We start from the raw sequence: 16674 nt of genomic DNA, 5'->3' as shown, positions 1-16674 counted from the left end.
GTTGCCCGCGGCGCAGTCGGTCAGCGAGCGTTGCCGAGTTCGGTGAGCAGGGCCCGGCGGTCGATCTTGCCATTCGGGTTGAGCGGCAGTCGGTCCAGGGCCGCGATCCGGCGGGGCATCATGTACGGCGGCAGCCGGCCGCCGAGCGAGGCGTAGATCCGGTCGGGGTCGCAGCCGGAGCCGCTGACGGCCGCCATGAGTTCCGGCTCGCCGTCGGGGGCCGGCACGGTGACGGCTATCGCGTCGCGCACGCCGGGCTGCTGCCGCAGCGCGGCCTCGATCTCACCCAGCTCGATCCGGTGTCCGCGGATCTTGACCTGGTGGTCGGTGCGGCCCAGGTGGATCAGCTGGCCGTCACGCACCGTGACCCGGTCGCCCGTGCGGTACCAGTAACTCTCCTGGGGCGGGCCGTCGCCGGCGGGGCGCAGGTCGTCGGTGAGGAAGCGGCCCCTGTTGTGCGTGGCCTCCAGATAGCCGGAGAACCGCAGGGCGCCGCGCACACAGAGCTCTCCGCTGTCGCCGGGCCGGCCCTTCTCGTCGAGCAGCAGCAGGTCGAGGGCGGGGTAGCAGACTCCTATCGGCGCCGTGCCGTTGGGCGTGCGTGGCCAGTCGGCCATGTCGTCGGGGAACCGGTAGGCGGTACAGGAGATGGTCAGTTCCGTGGGCCCGTACAGGACTTCGAGACGGCTGGCCGGAGCGGCCGTACGCCATTCGCGGGCCGCTGCGACGGTGAGCGGTTCGCCGCCGAAGACGCTCCAGCGCAGCGTGGGCATGCTGCCCGGCTTGAGGGTGCCCAGGCGGGAGGCGAAGGAGATCAGCGACGGCACGGAGAACCAGTGGGTGAGCCGCAGGGTGTTGACCGTGCTCACCGGCGACATCAGCTGGCTGCGCAGGGGCACCACGAGCGTGCCCCCGCCCGCCCAGGCGACGAACAGGTCGTGGACGGAACCGTCGAAGGTCAGCTCGAAGGTCTGCGACAGACGGCTGCCGGGTCCGATGTCGTACCGGCCGGCGACCTGCTCCAGATAGGCGCAGATGTTGCTGTGCCGTACCGGGACGCCCTTGGGGGCGCCGGTCGAACCGGAGGTGAAGATGATGTAGGCGAGGTCGTCCGGTCCGGCCTGCCGGTGCGGCACGTCCGGTACGGGGCCGGCGGCGAGGGCGTCGAGCTCCGCGGGTCCGGCGACCTGGACGGGCACGCCCAGGTCCGTGGTGGCCGCCGCCGGGTCCTCGGCCAGGACCAGGTCGAGGCCGGCCGCCCTGACGATCTGGGCGGTGCGCGAGGCGGGGTGCTCGGGGTTGAGCGGCACGACGGCCGCACCGGCCCGCAGCGCTGCGAGGTATCCGGCGTACGCGGTCACCGAGCGTGCGGCGAGCAGTCCGACCCGGCGGGGGGCGGCGCCGGCCGTGTCGGTGAGGCGGGCGGCGAGGCGCTCCGCGAGGTCGCGCAGTTGCCCGTAGGTCAGCTGTCTTCCGTCGATTTCGAGGGCCGGTTCCTCCGGATGCGCGGCGGCGGAACGGGCGAACCAGTCGTAGACGGTGCGCGGTTCGTTCATCGGCCGGCCGTCTGCAGTTCGCGGGTCCACTGCCGCAGTTCGCCGACCGTGCGGAGCCGGCCGAAGCCCTCCGGGTCGACCTCCTGGCGGCAGCGCTTGGCCAGCTCCACGACGATCCGCAGCTTCGCCAGCGAGTCGATACCGATGTCGGTAAGAGAGGAGGCGTCGTCGAAGCCGGTGCGCGCGTGCTCGCGCAGCACCCAGGCGGCGAGGTCGCTGCCGCCGCCGTCGTCGGGCGCCGCGCCGGGCCAGTACCGGCGGGTCTGCCACGGGTAGGGAGGCAGTGGCACGAAGTTCCCGGGCGATCCGAACACGGCCGCCCAGTCCACGTCCTCGCCCTGGCGGTAGCGCTCGGCGAGGGCCGACAGGGGGCGCCCGTCCAGCTGCGGCGTCCCGGTGAGGGCGGCCACCAGGTCCGCGTGGCTGCTGCCGAGGACGGCCGTCCGGTACGCGTGGTGCCCGCGACGGGCCAGGGCGCTGTAGCAGATGTCGCGCAGCGCGTACGCGGTTCCGGCGCCGCCGGGGCGCAGCCAGTCGATGTAGGACTGGACGAGCGTCTGGAGGGCGGTGGCGCTGTGCGCGGAGATCGTCAGTACATAGGGGGTGCCGTCCGGGGCGGGGAGGGCGGGGGAGACGGGGAAGCGGGCCTGGCGCAGGACCACGTGGGCGTTGAGGGCCGAGGAGCCCTGTCCGCTGATCCCGGCGACGGCTGCTTTGCCGCGCTCGGGCAGCGGGGTGAGTCTGCGTGGCACGGTGATGGGCAACCGCTCCCACTCGACGTTCGGGTTGGGGGTGTTCAGGTGCAGGCTGGCCGGGATCTGGCCGTGCTCCAGGCACAGCACCGCCTTGATCAGGCCGGCCATGCCGCCGCCGGCCTCGGCGTGCCCGATGTTGGTCTTGACCGAGCCGACCATCAGTGGCCGGTCGTCGGGGCGGCCCGCGCCGAGCACCTGGCCCAGCGCGGTCAGTTCCAGCGGGTCGAGGGCGGGCGAACCCGAGCCGTGCGCCTCGACGTAGTCGACGTCGGCCGGGTTCACCCCGGCGTCCTCGTACGCCCAGCGGAGTACGTCGATCTGGCCCTGCAGCGACGGGTTGAGGACCGTGTCGCTGGTGCGGCCGTCGTTGCCGACGGCGCTGCCCTGGATGACGGCGCGGATGCGGTCGCCGTCGGCGAGCGCGGCGGCCAGGGGCTTGAGCACGACGACCGCCACGGCGTCGCTGGGCACGTATCCGTCCGCGCTCGCGTCGCCGAACTTGGAGCGTCCGTCGTGGGCCATGGCGCCGGCGTGGCTGAGGACGAGGCTCTCGTCCGCACGGAGCGGGATGTTCACACCGGCGGCCAGGGCCAGCGGGCTCTCCCCGGCCCGCAGGCTCTGCACGGCCTGGTGCACGGCGACGAGCGACGAGGCGCAGGCCGTGTCCACCACGACGCTGGGGCCGCGGAAGTCGAAGAAGTGGGAGAGCCGGGCGGGCAGCAGGGAACGGAAGTTGTTGAGGTTGGCGGCCGTCACGGTCTCCTGGCCGCGCAGGCTGACTTCGAGGTAGTCGGCGCGGGCGTTGCCCACGAACACCCCGGTCCGGGTGCCCGCGAGACCGTCGGGACGCTGGCCGGCGTTCTCCAGCGCGTCCCAGGCGGTCATCAGCAACAGGCGCTGCTGCGGGTCGAGCTCGGTGGCCTCGGTGGGGGACATGGCGAAGAACTCGGCGTCGAAGTCGGCGACGCCGTCGACGTAGCCACCGCGGCGACCGGCTATCCGGCCACGCGTGGGCTCGTGCGCATGGAGGGCATCCACGTCGTACCGGTCACCGGGTGTCTCGCTCGTGGCGTCGATGCCCGCGCGCAGCAGAGCCCACAGTTCGTCCGGTCCTGACGCACCGGGCAGCCGGCAGGCCATGCCGATCACCGCCACTGACCGAGCGTCCACGTCGGACCTGTTCATTGAGAGCACTCCGTTCCATGCGATCGCCACTGTTCTACGTTATGGCGTAGTTGACCTTGCTCCAACGTAACTGCCGCTTTCAACGGCAGCCTTGACGCGGTGGCCGCTGTGAACGGGCCAGACGCGGGCCGCGACCCCCAGTGGGGGGTGTTGCCCCCCAGAGGAGCGATGTGAACGTGCGTAACACCAATTCCTGTGGCATCTGCCATCTCAGGTTCGAAGGGGTGTTCGAGTAGTGTGTGTCACGTCGGTCTGGGGGAACCGGCGACGGAAACAAGCCCACCGCACGATTGTCCGGCGCAAAACCGTTTCCGTTCTTCGCCATGCGAGAAATGACGGGAAGTGATCGGCCGAGGTTCAAACATCGGGAAACGTGGACAGAATCCTCGAATGGTCACCTGTCGACCGGATCCGAAGGGTCGGTTCCGACCGCCTTTGGGTCAAGTTCGCAGAGGACCGATGATGGTGACGGTGTGACAGCAGAGCAGGGAATGACCGAGAGGGGTGGCCCATCGGCGCCGAATCTCTGGTTTGATCGGCTCTCATGGAATCCCTGTCATCCGAACACGATCGTCTCGCCGGCGAACAGAGGACGCTGCGGCTGAGGATTCTCGGCCTCAATACGAACGAGGCGGAAGCCACGTTTGACCGTATTGCGCGCCTCGCGGCCAGTTTCACCCATGCGCCGTTGGCCATGGTCAACTTCATCAACGACGAGCGGCAGATGTTCCGGGGCCTGTACACGCCCACGTCCTCGCCCGACGACCCGGCGGACGCGGACGGCGGCGGAATCCCGTTCGACCTGAGCAACCTCGCCCGTGAGGCGCCGAGCGACTACGGCTTCTGCCCCCATGTCGTCGCCCAGCAGACCCAGCTGGCCCTCGACGACGTCTTCGACTACCCACGCTTCAAGGGCAACGCACTCGTCAACGACCTCGGCGTGCGCTCCTACCTCGGCACCCCGCTGCGCGACAACACGGGCATGATCCTCGGCACCGTGTGCGTCGCGGACTTCAAGCCCCGTGCCTGGGACCGCCAGCTGCGCCAGGGCATGCACGAGCTGACGGACACCTTGCTCTCCGAGTTCCGGCTGCGCGACAGCCTGCTCGCCCAGCAGCAGGAGCTGTTCGCGGTCTTCGACGGGGCGCCGTTCCCCATCATGCTCACCGAGGGCCCCGAGCACCTGCTGCGCTACGCCAACGGCAGGCAGGGCCAGGCCTTCGGCATGGTCCGCCAGTTCAGCCCGGGCCGACAGGTGCTGCCCGGCCTCGACGCGGTCGGTGTCTTCCGGGCGATGGACGACGCGCTCGGCTCGGGCCGGCCCGTCTCGGTGCCTCAGGTGGCGCTCAGGACGTGCGACGCCCCGATGCCGCAGGAGTACAGCTTCCTGTGCACCCCGGTGCGCACCTCCCCGGGCGCCCCGTTCAAGGGCGTACTCACGGTGGCCATGAGCACCGGCGGGCAGGGCTACTCCGGCGGTGAGCCGCAGGCCTTCGCGGCCAACGTGCAGCAGCAGTTCGAGCGACTGGGCGGCGGCCCGCTGGTCGACTGACCGGCTCGACGGCGCGCGGCACGCGGTATGCGGGACGTGACAACCGGCCGCCGGTGCGCGGGCTCACGCACGCGCCGCGGTCCCCGGCCGGTACCGACGATGCGTCACCGCCGTATCCCGCCGTATCTCCGGCGCCGCCGCGCTCGCCGGCCGGTGATCGTCGCGGACAGGGGAGCCGGTAGGTGGATGCCGGGCGGCGGGAGCCCGGCCGGGCGGGGCCCGGGCCCGCCCCGCCGCCCCGCCTCCTCGGCCCCGCTCCGCACCGCCGCCCCACCGGACGCGGCCCTTCGGTGATCGTCCGAGACCGCCGGATCGTCGATCGCGGGTCCTCGGCCGTTCCCACACGGTCGGTGCGCGTCGCTGTCCGTACCGCCCACGGCCGTCACGGTGCCGGGGCAGGGGCGTGTGAGCCCACCCGTACTCGATCACGCGTGGAGGATCAGCCGCGATGACCGCGCCCACCGTCGACGAAGACCTCCGGCAGGCCCGACGTGCCCTCGACGACGGCGACTTCGCCACCTCGGCGCGGCTCTACGCCCGCGCCCTGGGCCGCCCGCCCACCGGGCCGGACACCGAGGACGCCGACATCCTCCAGGCCCGCGCCGACTACGCGCTCGCCCTGAACGGACTCGCCCGGTACACGCGCGCCGAGGTCCAGTTGCAGCACGCCCTCGAAGGGCAGAAGTGCCTGCTGGGCCCGGATCACCCGGCCACGCTGACCACGATGGCCCGGCTGGCCGACAACCTCGGTGAGCAGCGCCGCTGCGCACCCGCCTACGAACTCGCCCGCAGCGCCGTCACCCACGCCCTGCGGGCCTTCGGCGCCGACCATGCGGTGGCGCTGACCGCGCGCCTCAGCTTGGGCCGCGCGCTGGCCCTGACCAGGCCTTACGAGGCCGAGCCCGTCGTACGCGCCGCGCTGCGGGACCTCGACCGGGTGCTCGGCCCCGGGCATCGCGACAGCTGGTCCGCACGCCATCTCCTGGCGGTCGTCCTGCGTACGGCGGGCCGGCTGGCGGAGGCCGAGACCGTCACGCGGGACGTCATCGCCGTACGACAGCGGCACCAGGGCGCCGAACACCCGGACACGCTCAGGGCCCAGGCCGACCTGGCGATGGTGCTGAGCACCGCGGGCCGTGCCGGGCAGGCGCGGGCGCTGATGCAGACGGTGGTCGACGTCAGCGTCGGCACCCTCGGGGCGGAGCACCCGTACACCTCGCGCTTCCGCGCGGAGCTGGAGGCGGTCGCGGGGTGATGTGCCGGGCGGACCGGCCGGGCCCGGGGGCCGGGGTGGGGCGTGGGCGTCATCCCCAGTCGCAGCCGGTTCCGTCGCCGTCGCGGTCGAGGTGACGGCCGTAGCCGGGATCGCCGCGGTGGACGGGTGCGGCTCCGGCGGCCCGGGCGGCGGCACAGTTCTGGTAGGAGACGCTGCCGCCGCCGCTGCTGTCGTCGGGGCCCGGTCCGGCGGCCGGCGCGGCGGTGACGGTTTCCGTGACCCTGACCTTCACGGTTCGTGTGACGGTGGGCGCGGGGTCGGGCTCCGCCGTCGTGGTGGCGGTGGTCGTGGCCGTGACGGTCGTGGTGGGCCGCGCCGTGGCCGCGGCCGGTTCGGCGTCGTCGTTCGGCTGCGAGTCGGACGCACCGGCTCCGATGCCGAGGAGGAAGGCGAGGCCGAGGGCGGGCAGGACGTAGCGCTTCCGCGCCCACTTCCGCGCGGGCCGGTTCGGCGTCGTGTACGGGTTGGTCACGTCGTTCCCCTTGGTTGAACGTGGAAGCACTAAGAGTAGAGGAGTGGTGAAGGAGATGTGACGCTTCTGGTGGGGATCGCTGTGCGTCGTTCGCCGGAGTTGTCAGACCTGGCGGGTGGGGAGCAGACGTTCCATCAGGAGCACCGTGCAGGCCGTGGCCGTCAGGAGGCCGCCGGCGAGGAATGTGTTCCGTACGCCGACGTGCGGCAGGAGCAGGCCTCCGAGCGCGGCGCCGGTCGCGATTCCGGCGTTGTAGGCGCCGGAATTGGCGGCGAGGGCGAGGTCCGTGCGGCGGGGCGCGACGTGGAGCATCTCGTTCTGGGCGGCCATGAAGACGGGACCGAGTGCTCCGCCCACCAGCAGCAGCGACGCCACCGTCGCCGTGCGGTCGGTGCCCGCCGCGTACAGGCCGAGCATGCCCGCCGTCTGTGTGGCCACCGCCGTGGTGAGCGCGGAGTGCGGGAAGCGGTCCAGGAGTGCCCCGGTCACGGTCACCCCGGCCAGGCACGCGATGCCGAACGCCACGAAGAGGGCGTTGACCGCGCTCGGCGAGAAGCCGCTCACCTCGCCGAGGAATCTCACGATGTAGGTGTAACCCGCGAACGCCCCGGTGGCGGACAGGGTCCCGGCCGCCAGCACGGCGCCGAACCGGCGGGCGTCGGGATGGCTCCCGTAGGCCGCGTGCCCTTCTTCCGGACGTGACGTGGGCAGCAGCACGGCGATCGTGACGAGGCTGACCGAACCCAGGCCCGCCAGCGACGCGACCGGCACCGGCCAGTCGGTGTGCCGGCCGAGCCAGGTCCCGGCGGGGACTCCGGCCACGAGGGCGAGTGAACCGGCGACGGACAGCGCCCCGACCACCCGCCCGCGCACTCCCGGTGCGAACAGGCCGACCGCGACCGGCCCTGTCACCGCCCAGAACAGCGCCTGGGCGAGCGCGGTGAGCAGACGTGCCGCGAGCAGCAGCCGGTAGGAGGTGGCAGCGGCCGCGACCAGGCTGGACACGACGAGTGCCGCCAGCAGCCCGGTGAGTACGTGGCGCCGGGGCACGGCCCGTGTGACGTGGGCCAGCGGTAACGACGCCGCGGCGACCGTCGCGCCGTAGCCGGTGATCAAGTAGCCGACCGAGGACACGGGGACCCCCAGCCCTTCGGAGATGAGCTCCAGAAGGCCGACCGGCAGGTTCTCCGCCGTGTTGAAGGTGAACGCGGCCAGCATGAGGGCCGCGACCACCGTCAGCCGGCCGGGCAGTCCGGTGCGCCGAAACCCTTTGTCCGCCGCACTGTCCATGCCCCTATCCTCACCGGGTCGACCTGCGCCGCCGCAACTGAATTGAGGGTCCGCGGATGACGAGCCCGCCCGGGCTGCGGGAGATCACCGGAGCCGGCTTCGAGGCGGCGATCGGCGCGCGGGTCCGTCCGGAGCAGGAGCGCACCTGGTCACCCCGTCGTGAAGTCGCCGGCGGAGGCGTACGTCCATCCCGGCGTCGCGTGGCCCCGCCTCGTCGTCGACGGCGAACGGCCCGTCGGGTTCCTCATGGCGTTCTTCATGGACCTGCGCACGTGTTCGCGCGCGTCTGCCACTGACCCCGGTCATCGCTGTCATACGCGGGGGCGTTGACAAAGACGACACCTGGTAGAAACCTGTCACTCAACTGGTGCAAAAGATTGACAGAGTCGCTCAACTTTCTGATTGCGACATCCGATGGCGTCCATCCGGCTCACCTCAGGCTGATTCAGCGCACCAGCGCACCAGCGCACAGCTGACGCGTGTTCACGCGTCGTCGTCCATCAGGCGCACCGGCTCCGCCCGCCCCACCGCACGGACCCCGCTGACGTACGACGGATACGGCTGTCGAACGGATGCCGCGGGCCCCTCGGCGGTGCCGGGGATGCCGGCCGCCCCGGGAAAGGGAACGAGAGGGCCTCATGAGAGGGAGAGTGCAGGGCCGGCGGTTGTTCGCCGGCCTGGTGACCACGGGAATGCTGACGGCCGGGCTGTTGCCCGTGACGCAGGCCCACGCGGTGCAAGCGGCAACGAACCTGGCGCTCGGCAGGCCGGTGACGGCCAGTGGGGCGCACGGCTCCTACGCGGCGTCCAACGTCACCGACGGCAGCCAGGCGACGTACTGGGAAGGGCCGGCCGGTTCCTTCCCGCAGTGGGTACAGGTCGACCTCGGGAACACGGCCGGCATCGACGACGTCGTGCTCAAGCTCCCCGCGTCGTGGGAGGCCCGCAGCGAGACCGTCAGCGTGGAGGGCAGCACCGACGGGCGGGACTTCACCACCCTGTCGGCCGGCGCGGCCAAGGCCTTCTCGCCGTCGGCAGGCAACACCGTGACCCTCGGTGTCGACGCCGAAGCGCGCTACGTACGGGTACGGGTGACCGGCAACACCGGCTGGAGCGCGTCCCAGTTGTCCGAGGTGGAGATTCGCGGCGCGGCCGGCGGAGAGGACCCGGGCGATCCGCCCGCGGGCACCAACCTGGCCCTGCGCAAACCGATCGAGGCCTCCTCCGTCACCCAGAACTACGTCGCGTCCCACGCCAACGACGGCAGCGCCACCACCTATTGGGAGGCGGGCGGCCAGTCCGCGACGCTGACCACGATGCTCGGGGCCGACGCCGATCTGACCGGTGTCGTCCTGAGGCTGAACCCCGACCCGGCCTGGGGCACCCGGACGCAGAGCATCCAGGTCCTGGGACGCAGGGCGGGAACCACCGGCTTCACCTCCCTGAAGGACCGCGCCGACTACACCTTCAGCCCGGTGGACAACGAGAACACCGTGACCATCCCCGTCACCGGCCGGTACGCGGACGTACGCCTGCAGTTCTCCGGCAACACCGGGGCGGGCGGGGGACAGGTCGCCGAGTTCGAGGTCGTCGGCACGGCGGCACCCGCCCCCGACCTGACCGTCACCGACCTGACCTGGTCACCCGCCTCGCCGTCCGAGACCGACCCCGTCACCGTCGACGCGACCGTACGCAACGCCGGAACCGCCGGCGCGCCCGCCACCCGGGTGAACGTCAGCCTCGAGGGCACGGTCGCCGGCAGCGCCGACGTCGGCGCGCTCGCCGCCGGGGCCTCGGTGAAGGTCCCGGTGAAGGCCGGCACGCACCCGATGGGCAGCTACACCGTCTCCGCCGTCGTGGACCCGACGGACGCGGTCGCCGAACTCGACAACACCAACAACAGCCGCAACGCCGCCTCCAGGCTCGTCGTGGGCCAGGCGCCCGGCCCGGACCTGGAGGTCACCGGCATCACCACCAGCCCGGCCGACCCGGCGGTCGGCGCGAAGGTCGCGTTCACCGTCGCCGTGCACAACCGAGGCACGAGCGGCGTGCCCGCCGGAACCGTCACCCGGGTCACGGCCGGTGACACGACCCTGAGCGGGACGACGGGCGGCATCGCGGCGAGCGGTTCGGCCGAGGTCGCGATCAGCGGCACCTGGACAGCCGTCGGCGGCGGAGCCACGCTCACCGCGTCGGCCGACGCCACCGGCGTGATCGCGGAGACCGACGAGAACAACAACACCTTCGCCCGTTCCCTGGTCGTCGGGCGGGGCGCGGCGGTGCCGTACGCCGAGTACGAGGCCGAGGCCGGCCGCTACGACGGCACGCTGCTGAAGGCGGACGCCACCCGCACCTTCGGACACACCAACTTCGCCTCCGAGTCGTCCGGCCGGCAGTCGGTGCGCCTGAACTCCACCGGCCAGTACGTCGAGTTCACCTCCACCGCGCCCTCCAACTCGATCGTCGTACGCAACTCGATCCCCGACGCGGCCGACGGCGGCGGCCAGGAGAAGACGATCAGCCTCTACGCGGACGGCAGGTTCGTCCGCAAGCTCCAGCTGTCCTCCAAGCACAGCTGGCTCTACGGCACGACCGACGACCCGGAGGGGCTGACGAACCGGCCCGGAGGTGACGCCCGCCGCCTGTTCGACGAGTCGCACGCGCTGCTCACCGAGACCTACCCGGCGGGCACCACGTTCCGCCTCCAGCGGGACGCCGGGGACGACGCGGCGTTCTACGTCATCGACCTGGTCGACCTGGAGCAGGTCGCGGCGCCCGCGGACAAGCCGACCGGGTGTGTGTCCATCACCGAGTACGGCGCGGTGCCCAACGACGGCATCGACGACGCGGACGCCGTCCAGCGTGCCGTCACGGCCGACCAGAAGGGTGACATTCCCTGCGTGTGGATCCCGGCCGGGCAGTGGCGTCAGGAGAAGAAGATCCTCACCGACGACCCACAGGACCGCGGGCAGTACAACCAGGTCGGCATCCGGGACGTCACCGTCCGGGGCGCCGGCATGTGGCACTCCCAGCTGTACTCGCTCATCCCGCCCCATCAAGCCGGCGGTATCAACCACCCCCACGAGGGCAACTTCGGCTTCGACATCGACGACAACACCAAGATCTCTGACATCGCCATCTTCGGCTCGGGCACCATCCGGGGCGGCGACGGCAACGCCGAGGGCGGCGTCGCGCTCAACGGACGCTTCGGCAAGGACACCAGCATCACCAACGTGTGGATCGAGCACGCCAACGTCGGTGCCTGGGTCGGCCGCGACTACTCCAACATTCCCGAACTGTGGGGACCCGGCGACCGTGTGGAGTTCCACGGCGTCCGCATCCGCGACACGTACGCCGACGGCGTGAACTTCGCCAACGGCACCCGCGACTCGACCGTGTTCAACTCGTCCTTCCGCAACACCGGTGACGACGCGCTCGCCGTATGGGCCAGCAAGTACGTGAAGGACACCTCGGTCGACGTCGGCCACGACAACCACTTCCGCAACAACACGGTCCAGCTGCCCTGGCGCGCCAACGGCATCGCCGTCTACGGCGGATACGGCAACAGCATCGAGAACAACCTGGTCTCCGACACCATGAACTACCCGGGGATCATGCTGGCCACCGACCACGACCCGCTGCCCTTCTCGGGTGAGACCCTCATCGCCGACAACGGCCTGTACCGCACGGGCGGGGCGTTCTGGAACGAGGACCAGGAGTTCGGCGCGATCACCCTGTTCGCTCAGGGGCCCGACATCCCCGGCGTCACCATCCGCGACACCGACATCCACGATTCGACGTACGACGGCATCCAGTTCAAGACGGGCGGCGGCGCGATGCCCGGCGTCCGGATCACGAACGTGAACATCGACAAGTCGACCAACGGGTCGGGCATCCTCGCCATGGGCGGCGCACGCGGCAGCGCCACCCTGACCGGCGTGAGCATCACCGGCTCGGCCGAGGGCGACGTCCTGATCGAACCGGGCTCGCAGTTCGTGATCAACGGGGCCGTGGCCAAGCGGTCGTCGAAACAGTCGCCGCGGCCGTCGGCGAAGAAGGCGTCGCGCGACTGAGCACGGCGTACGGCACACGCGGTACCGCCTACGGCATACGGCGTATGGCTCGGTGGGGTGGCCGGTCCGTCCGGTCACCCCGTCGCGTTTCGGGCGGGGCCGCCAGGAGGCAAGACAAGACGAACAGGTGCTCAGAAGGGCCCCGGGCACCTGACCGCGTGTCACCCGCCACTCCGTCGCCCCCGCCCCTCCTCGGAGGTTTCCCCGTATGCCCTCCCTGTCCCGCCGCACCCTGCTCCACGCCGCCCTCGCCGCCGGTGCGGCAGCGCCGCTGAACCCCGCCGCCGCACCCTCCGCGCACGCGGCCGGCAGCGCCGCCGACGCCTACGGCACCCTGCGACTGAAGTGGCGCGACCTCCTCCTCGGCACCGGCTACGACCCGGCCGCCGAGCCCTACGCGAGCCGGCTCGCCACCCTCGGCGAGACCGCGGCCCGACTCCGCTCCACGATGCGTCCGGCCACCGGCTCCCTGTGGCCCGAGCTGGGCTACGCCGACCCGGAACCCGACACGGACCCGGACTCGTTCCCCTACTCCGAGAACCTCGGCACCAGCTACAACCGGCTGCGCACCCTCACCGAGGCCTACGTCCAGCCCGGCACCGGACTCACCGGCGACGCCGCCCTGCTCACCGAGATCCTCACCGCCCTCGACCACCTCCACGCCGAGGCCTACCACACGGGCCGGACGCGCTACGGCAACTGGTGGAACTGGCAGATCGGCATCCCGCAGGCCCTGCTCGACATCTGCGTCCACCTCCACGACCACCTCGGCGACAGCCGCGTCGCCGACTTCACCGCGGCCGTCGACCACTTCGTCCCCGACAGCGTCGTGGCCGAGTACACGGGCATCTCCACCGGCGCCAACCGTGTCGACCTGTGCCGGGTCCTCGCCCTGCGCGGCGTCATCGGCCGCGACGCCGCGAAGATCGCCCTGGCCCGGAACGCGCTCGCCCCGGTCTTCCCCTACGTCACCTCCGGCGACGGCCTCTACGCCGACGGCAGCTTCATCCAGCACACCCACGTCCCCTACACGGGCACGTACGGCGCCGTCATGCTCGGCGGCCTGTCCCTGCTGCTCACGCTGCTCGCCGGTTCCGACTGGGACGTCACCGACCCGAACCGGCAGATCGTGTTCGACTCGGTCGAGAAGGCCTACGCGCCGTTCCTCTACAACGGCCTCGTCATGGACAGCGTCTCCGGACGCGCCGTCAGCCGGGGCGTGCAGAAGAAGGACACCCGCCGTGTCCTCCAGGACGACCATCTGCGCGGCCACACCCTCATCGCCTGCATCGCGCTGCTCGGGCACAGTGCCTCCGCCTCCGAGAAGGCCCGCTGGGACGGCATGATCAAGGGCTGGATCGCCCGCGACCGCTACCGCCCCGTCCTGGACAGCGACGCCCTCGGGGTCGCCCAGCTGGCCCGCCTCAAGGCCGTCGCCGACAGCGCGGCCACCGCCACGACCCCCGAGCCCGTCGGTCACCGCCTGCTCCCCGCGGCGGACCGCGCCGTCCATCGCCGCCCCCACTGGGCCGCGAACGTCTCCATGGCCTCGCACCGCATCGCCCACTACGAGAACGGCAACGGCGAACATCTGCACGGCTGGCACTCCGGTTCCGGAATGCTCTACTGGTGGGGCGACACCTACGGCAACGGCCAGTACAGCGACGCCTTCTGGGCCACCGTCGACCCGATGCGGCTGCCCGGCACCACCGTCTCCCGCAAGCCGCTCGCCGACGCGGAGGGCGGCGGCTGGGGCGAGCCGCGCCCCGACGTCCGGTGGGTCGGCGGCGCCACCGACGGCACCTACGCCGCCGTCGGCCAGCACCTCACGGGTTTGTCCTCCACTCTCGAGGCCAGGAAGTCCTGGTTCTTCCTCGACGACGCGATCGTCTGCCTCGGCGCGGGCATCCACGGCCGCGACGGCACCGGTGTCGAGACGATCGTCGACAACCGCAACCTCGGCGCCGACGGCACCCACACCCTCACCGTGGACGGCAGACCCCGTCGCACGCCCCTCGGCGCGACCGGCCGCCACAGCGGGGCGCGCTGGGCGCACCTCGAGGGGTTCGGCGGCTACGTCTTCCCCGGCGGCGCGGACATCAAGGCGCTGCGTGAGGCCCGTACCGGAGCCTGGTCGGACATCAACACGGGCGGCGCCACCGACCCCGTCACCCGCCGCTACCTCACCCTGTGGTGGGACCACGGCACCGACCCGACCAGCCGTACCCACAAGCTCGCCGCCGGTGAGAAGGACGCCAACCGAGTCCTCGCCGTCGGGCGTGCGCCAGTCGAGCGCGGCTTCGCCCACCTGAAGAACTGGAGGATCCTCGCCAAGCTTCGCACCGACCCCTCCAGCGCCACCCAGCTCCTGCGCGCCCTGCTTGTCCTGACGAACCTCGAAGTCAACCGCTGACGGAGACCACACACAAAGTACTGACGTGCGTCGGGGCGATGGTCCTTCTGATCAGAAGGCTGCCGCTCTACCTTCGCTACTGTGATCAGGATCTCCGAGGTGGCGAAGCGGCTCGTGGTCGGCCGTGCCCTGCGCAGCAGTGATATGGGCCAGGCGCTGCTTCCCAAGCGTGTGGCCCTGCCGATCTTCGCCTCGGACCCCTTGTCGTCGGTTGCATACGCGACGCAGGAGATCCTGGTGGTGCTCACGCTGGGCGGGCTGGCGTTTGTGCATTTCACGCCGTGGATCGCGGCGGCGGTCGTTGCTCTGATGACGGTGGTGGTGCTGTCGTACCAGCAGGTGGTGCGTGCCTACCCGAGCGGTGGGGGCTCGTACGAGGTCGTGTCCGCGAACCTGGGCGAGAACGCCGGTCTGGTGGTGGGAGCTGCCCTGCTGGTCGACTACGTGATGACGGTGGCGGTGTCGGTGGCTTCCGGCGTGGACAACATCATCTCCGCCGTCCCCCAGCTGCACGCCCAGCGAGTGCCGATGGCTTTGGGCTTCGTGGCGCTGCTCGCGATGGTGAACCTGCGAGGGGTGCGCGAGTCCGGACGGGCCTTTGCCACGCCGACATACCTGTTCGTCGGCGGCGTCCTCATCATGATCGCCACCGGGCTCTTCCGGTACCTGGTCGGAGACGCGCCGGTCGCCGAGAGCGCCTCGTACGGCATCCGGCCGCAACCGGGCGACGCACATCTTGCCGGTGTGGCGCTGGTGCTGCTGGTCCTGCGCGCGTTCTCCAACGGGTGCACCGCCTTGACCGGCGTGGAGGCGATCTCCAACGGCGTTCCCGCCTTCCGTAAGCCGAAGTCGCACAACGCGGCGATCACCCTGGCCGCGATGGGCCTCATGGCGGTCACCATGTTCGTCGGTGTCACCACTCTCGCGATCGTCTCCAAGGTCCACATCGCCGATGACACCTGCCGGCTCACCGGACTGAGCGAGGCCTGCTCCGCCTATCAGCAGCGCACCGTCATCGCCCAGGTCGCCGCCGCGGTCTTCGGCGGGGAGAGAAGTGCCGGCTTCTATTACATGCAGGCCGCCACCGCGCTCGTCCTGGTCCTCGCCGCGAACACCGCGTTCAACGGTTTCCCGCTGCTCTCGTCGGTCCTTGCGCAGCGCCGCTACCTGCCCCGCCAACTGCACAGCCGGGGGGACAGGCTCGCCTTCTCCAACGGCATCGCGGCCCTGGCAGCCACCGCCGGCCTGCTGCTGTGGGGGTTCAAAGCCAGCGTCACGGCCCTGATCCATCTCTACATCCTGGGCGTCTTCACCTCCTTCACGCTCTCACAGACCGGAATGGTCCGGCACTGGAACCAGGCCCTGTCCACGGAGAGCGACCCCTCGCTGCGGCGCCGCCACCACGTCGCCAGAGTCATCAACGCGGTCGGCGCGGTGTTCACCGGCCTGGTCCTCGTGGTGGTCCTGTTCACGAAGTTCCTCGACGGCGCCTGGCTGGCCGTACTCGCCGCCGGCGTGCTGTGGCTGCTGATGCGCGCGATCCACGGGCACTACAACCGCACCACCGCCGAGCTGACAAGCACCGACCCGCACACCGACCTCACCTCCCCCTCCTGTGTCCTGGCGATCGTCCTGGTCTCCAACGTTCACAAACCGACACTCCGGGCCCTGGCCTATGCCCGCGCTTCCAAGCCTGCCCGGGTGGAGGCGCTCACCGTCGCCGTCGACCACGAAGAGACACGCGCGCTGGAAGAGCAGTGGCAGCGACTCGGCATCGACGTCCCTCTCAAGGTTCTGGACTCCCCCTACAGGGAGGTCACCCGGCCCGTCGTCGACCACGTAGGCTCCCTCAGCCGCCAGCGTCCCCGCGACATCCTCGGCGTCTACATCCCCGAGTACGTCGTCGGCCACTGGTGGGAGAACCTGCTGCACAACCAGTCCGCACTCCGGATCAAGGCACGCCTGCGCTTCACTCCCGGCGTCATGGTGATCAGCGTGCCCTGGCAGCTCATCTCATCCGCGCGAGCCGACCACCACGGTCCGCGTGCCCCGGGCTCCGTCCGCCGCGGCGAACCGCCGCGCTGACCGGGAGCAATCTGGAG

The 16674-nt window shown here is 71.2% G+C and carries 10 protein-coding genes and 1 pseudogene; 6 read left to right on the top strand and 5 right to left on the bottom strand.

Annotated features, from left to right (window positions below):
• Positions 1-20 precede the first annotated feature (20 nt).
• The 3 genes from ABZ354_RS12180 to ABZ354_RS12170 all read right to left on the bottom strand — a co-directional run bounded on the left by ABZ354_RS12180 (position 21) and on the right by ABZ354_RS12170 (position 4178).
• Positions 21-1556, bottom strand: coding sequence for an amino acid adenylation domain-containing protein (locus ABZ354_RS12180; protein ID WP_358655676.1), 1536 nt, complete (start codon positions 1554-1556; stop codon positions 21-23).
• Positions 1553-3496 carry a beta-ketoacyl synthase N-terminal-like domain-containing protein gene (locus ABZ354_RS12175; RefSeq protein WP_358655674.1) on the bottom strand — a complete coding sequence of 648 codons (1944 nt, stop codon included), beginning with the start codon at positions 3494-3496 and terminating at the stop codon, positions 1553-1555. Before ABZ354_RS12175 ends, ABZ354_RS12180 begins: the two co-directional genes overlap by 4 nt.
• 556 nt (positions 3497-4052) lie before the next feature.
• A complete protein-coding gene (locus ABZ354_RS12170; protein ID WP_358655672.1) occupies positions 4053-4178 on the bottom strand; it encodes a hypothetical protein in 126 nt (41 codons plus the stop codon).
• A gap of 6 nt (positions 4179-4184) precedes the next feature.
• Between ABZ354_RS12170 and ABZ354_RS12165 the strand changes: the two genes are divergently transcribed.
• On the top strand, positions 4185-5048 hold the full coding sequence (locus tag ABZ354_RS12165) for a GAF domain-containing protein (RefSeq protein ID WP_358655671.1): 864 nt from the start codon (positions 4185-4187) through the stop codon (positions 5046-5048).
• A 448-nt stretch (positions 5049-5496) separates the two neighbouring features.
• On the top strand, positions 5497-6303 hold the full coding sequence (locus ABZ354_RS12160) for a tetratricopeptide repeat protein (protein WP_358655669.1): 807 nt from the start codon (positions 5497-5499) through the stop codon (positions 6301-6303).
• 49 nt (positions 6304-6352) lie between these two features.
• Here ABZ354_RS12160 and ABZ354_RS12155 read toward each other — a convergent pair whose 3' ends face one another.
• Together ABZ354_RS12155 and ABZ354_RS12150 are read right to left on the bottom strand one after the other, a co-directional pair.
• Positions 6353-6796 carry an excalibur calcium-binding domain-containing protein gene (locus ABZ354_RS12155; RefSeq protein WP_358655667.1) on the bottom strand — a complete coding sequence of 148 codons (444 nt, stop codon included), beginning with the start codon at positions 6794-6796 and terminating at the stop codon, positions 6353-6355.
• A gap of 102 nt (positions 6797-6898) precedes the next feature.
• Positions 6899-8014 (bottom strand): MFS transporter, encoded by a 1116-nt coding sequence (locus ABZ354_RS12150; RefSeq protein WP_358655833.1) that lies wholly within the window; start codon positions 8012-8014, stop codon positions 6899-6901.
• Positions 8015-8142: 128 nt separating this feature from the next.
• Between ABZ354_RS12150 and ABZ354_RS12145 the strand changes: the two are divergent.
• The 4 genes and pseudogenes from ABZ354_RS12145 to ABZ354_RS12130 form a co-directional block, all read left to right on the top strand.
• A pseudogene (locus tag ABZ354_RS12145) lies at positions 8143-8344 on the top strand (GNAT family N-acetyltransferase); the annotation flags it as partial.
• 380 nt (positions 8345-8724) lie between these two features.
• Positions 8725-12159 (top strand): CARDB domain-containing protein, encoded by a 3435-nt coding sequence (locus tag ABZ354_RS12140; RefSeq protein ID WP_358655665.1) that lies wholly within the window; start codon positions 8725-8727, stop codon positions 12157-12159.
• 208 nt (positions 12160-12367) lie between these two features.
• Positions 12368-14572 carry a polysaccharide lyase family 8 super-sandwich domain-containing protein gene (locus tag ABZ354_RS12135; RefSeq protein WP_358655663.1) on the top strand — a complete coding sequence of 735 codons (2205 nt, stop codon included), beginning with the start codon at positions 12368-12370 and terminating at the stop codon, positions 14570-14572.
• Positions 14573-14653: 81 nt separating this feature from the next.
• Positions 14654-16657, top strand: coding sequence for an APC family permease (locus ABZ354_RS12130; RefSeq protein WP_358655661.1), 2004 nt, complete (start codon positions 14654-14656; stop codon positions 16655-16657).
• Positions 16658-16674 lie beyond the last annotated feature (17 nt).

Origin of the sequence: Streptomyces sp. NPDC005925 (assembly GCF_040638805.1) — a bacterium.
Lineage (GTDB): Bacteria > Actinomycetota > Actinomycetes > Streptomycetales > Streptomycetaceae > Streptomyces.
The sequence above is the reverse complement of the archived record's forward strand: the minus strand, read 5'-3'. Positions and strand labels throughout refer to the sequence as shown.

Bases quoted from the DNA above. Each gene is read 5' to 3' on its own strand.
- ABZ354_RS12180 (WP_358655676.1), bottom strand. From the start codon at position 1,556: ATGAACGAACCGCGCACCGTCTACGACTGGTTCGCCCGTTCCGCCGCC.
- ABZ354_RS12175 (WP_358655674.1), bottom strand. From the start codon at position 3,496: ATGAACAGGTCCGACGTGGACGCTCGGTCAGTGGCGGTGATCGGCATG.
- ABZ354_RS12170 (WP_358655672.1), bottom strand. From the start codon at position 4,178: ATGGGTGAAACTGGCCGCGAGGCGCGCAATACGGTCAAACGTGGCTTC.
- ABZ354_RS12160 (WP_358655669.1), top strand. From the start codon at position 5,497: ATGACCGCGCCCACCGTCGACGAAGACCTCCGGCAGGCCCGACGTGCC.
- ABZ354_RS12150 (WP_358655833.1), bottom strand. From the start codon at position 8,014: ATGCTGGCCGCGTTCACCTTCAACACGGCGGAGAACCTGCCGGTCGGC.
- ABZ354_RS12140 (WP_358655665.1), top strand. From the start codon at position 8,725: ATGAGAGGGAGAGTGCAGGGCCGGCGGTTGTTCGCCGGCCTGGTGACC.
- ABZ354_RS12135 (WP_358655663.1), top strand. From the start codon at position 12,368: ATGCCCTCCCTGTCCCGCCGCACCCTGCTCCACGCCGCCCTCGCCGCC.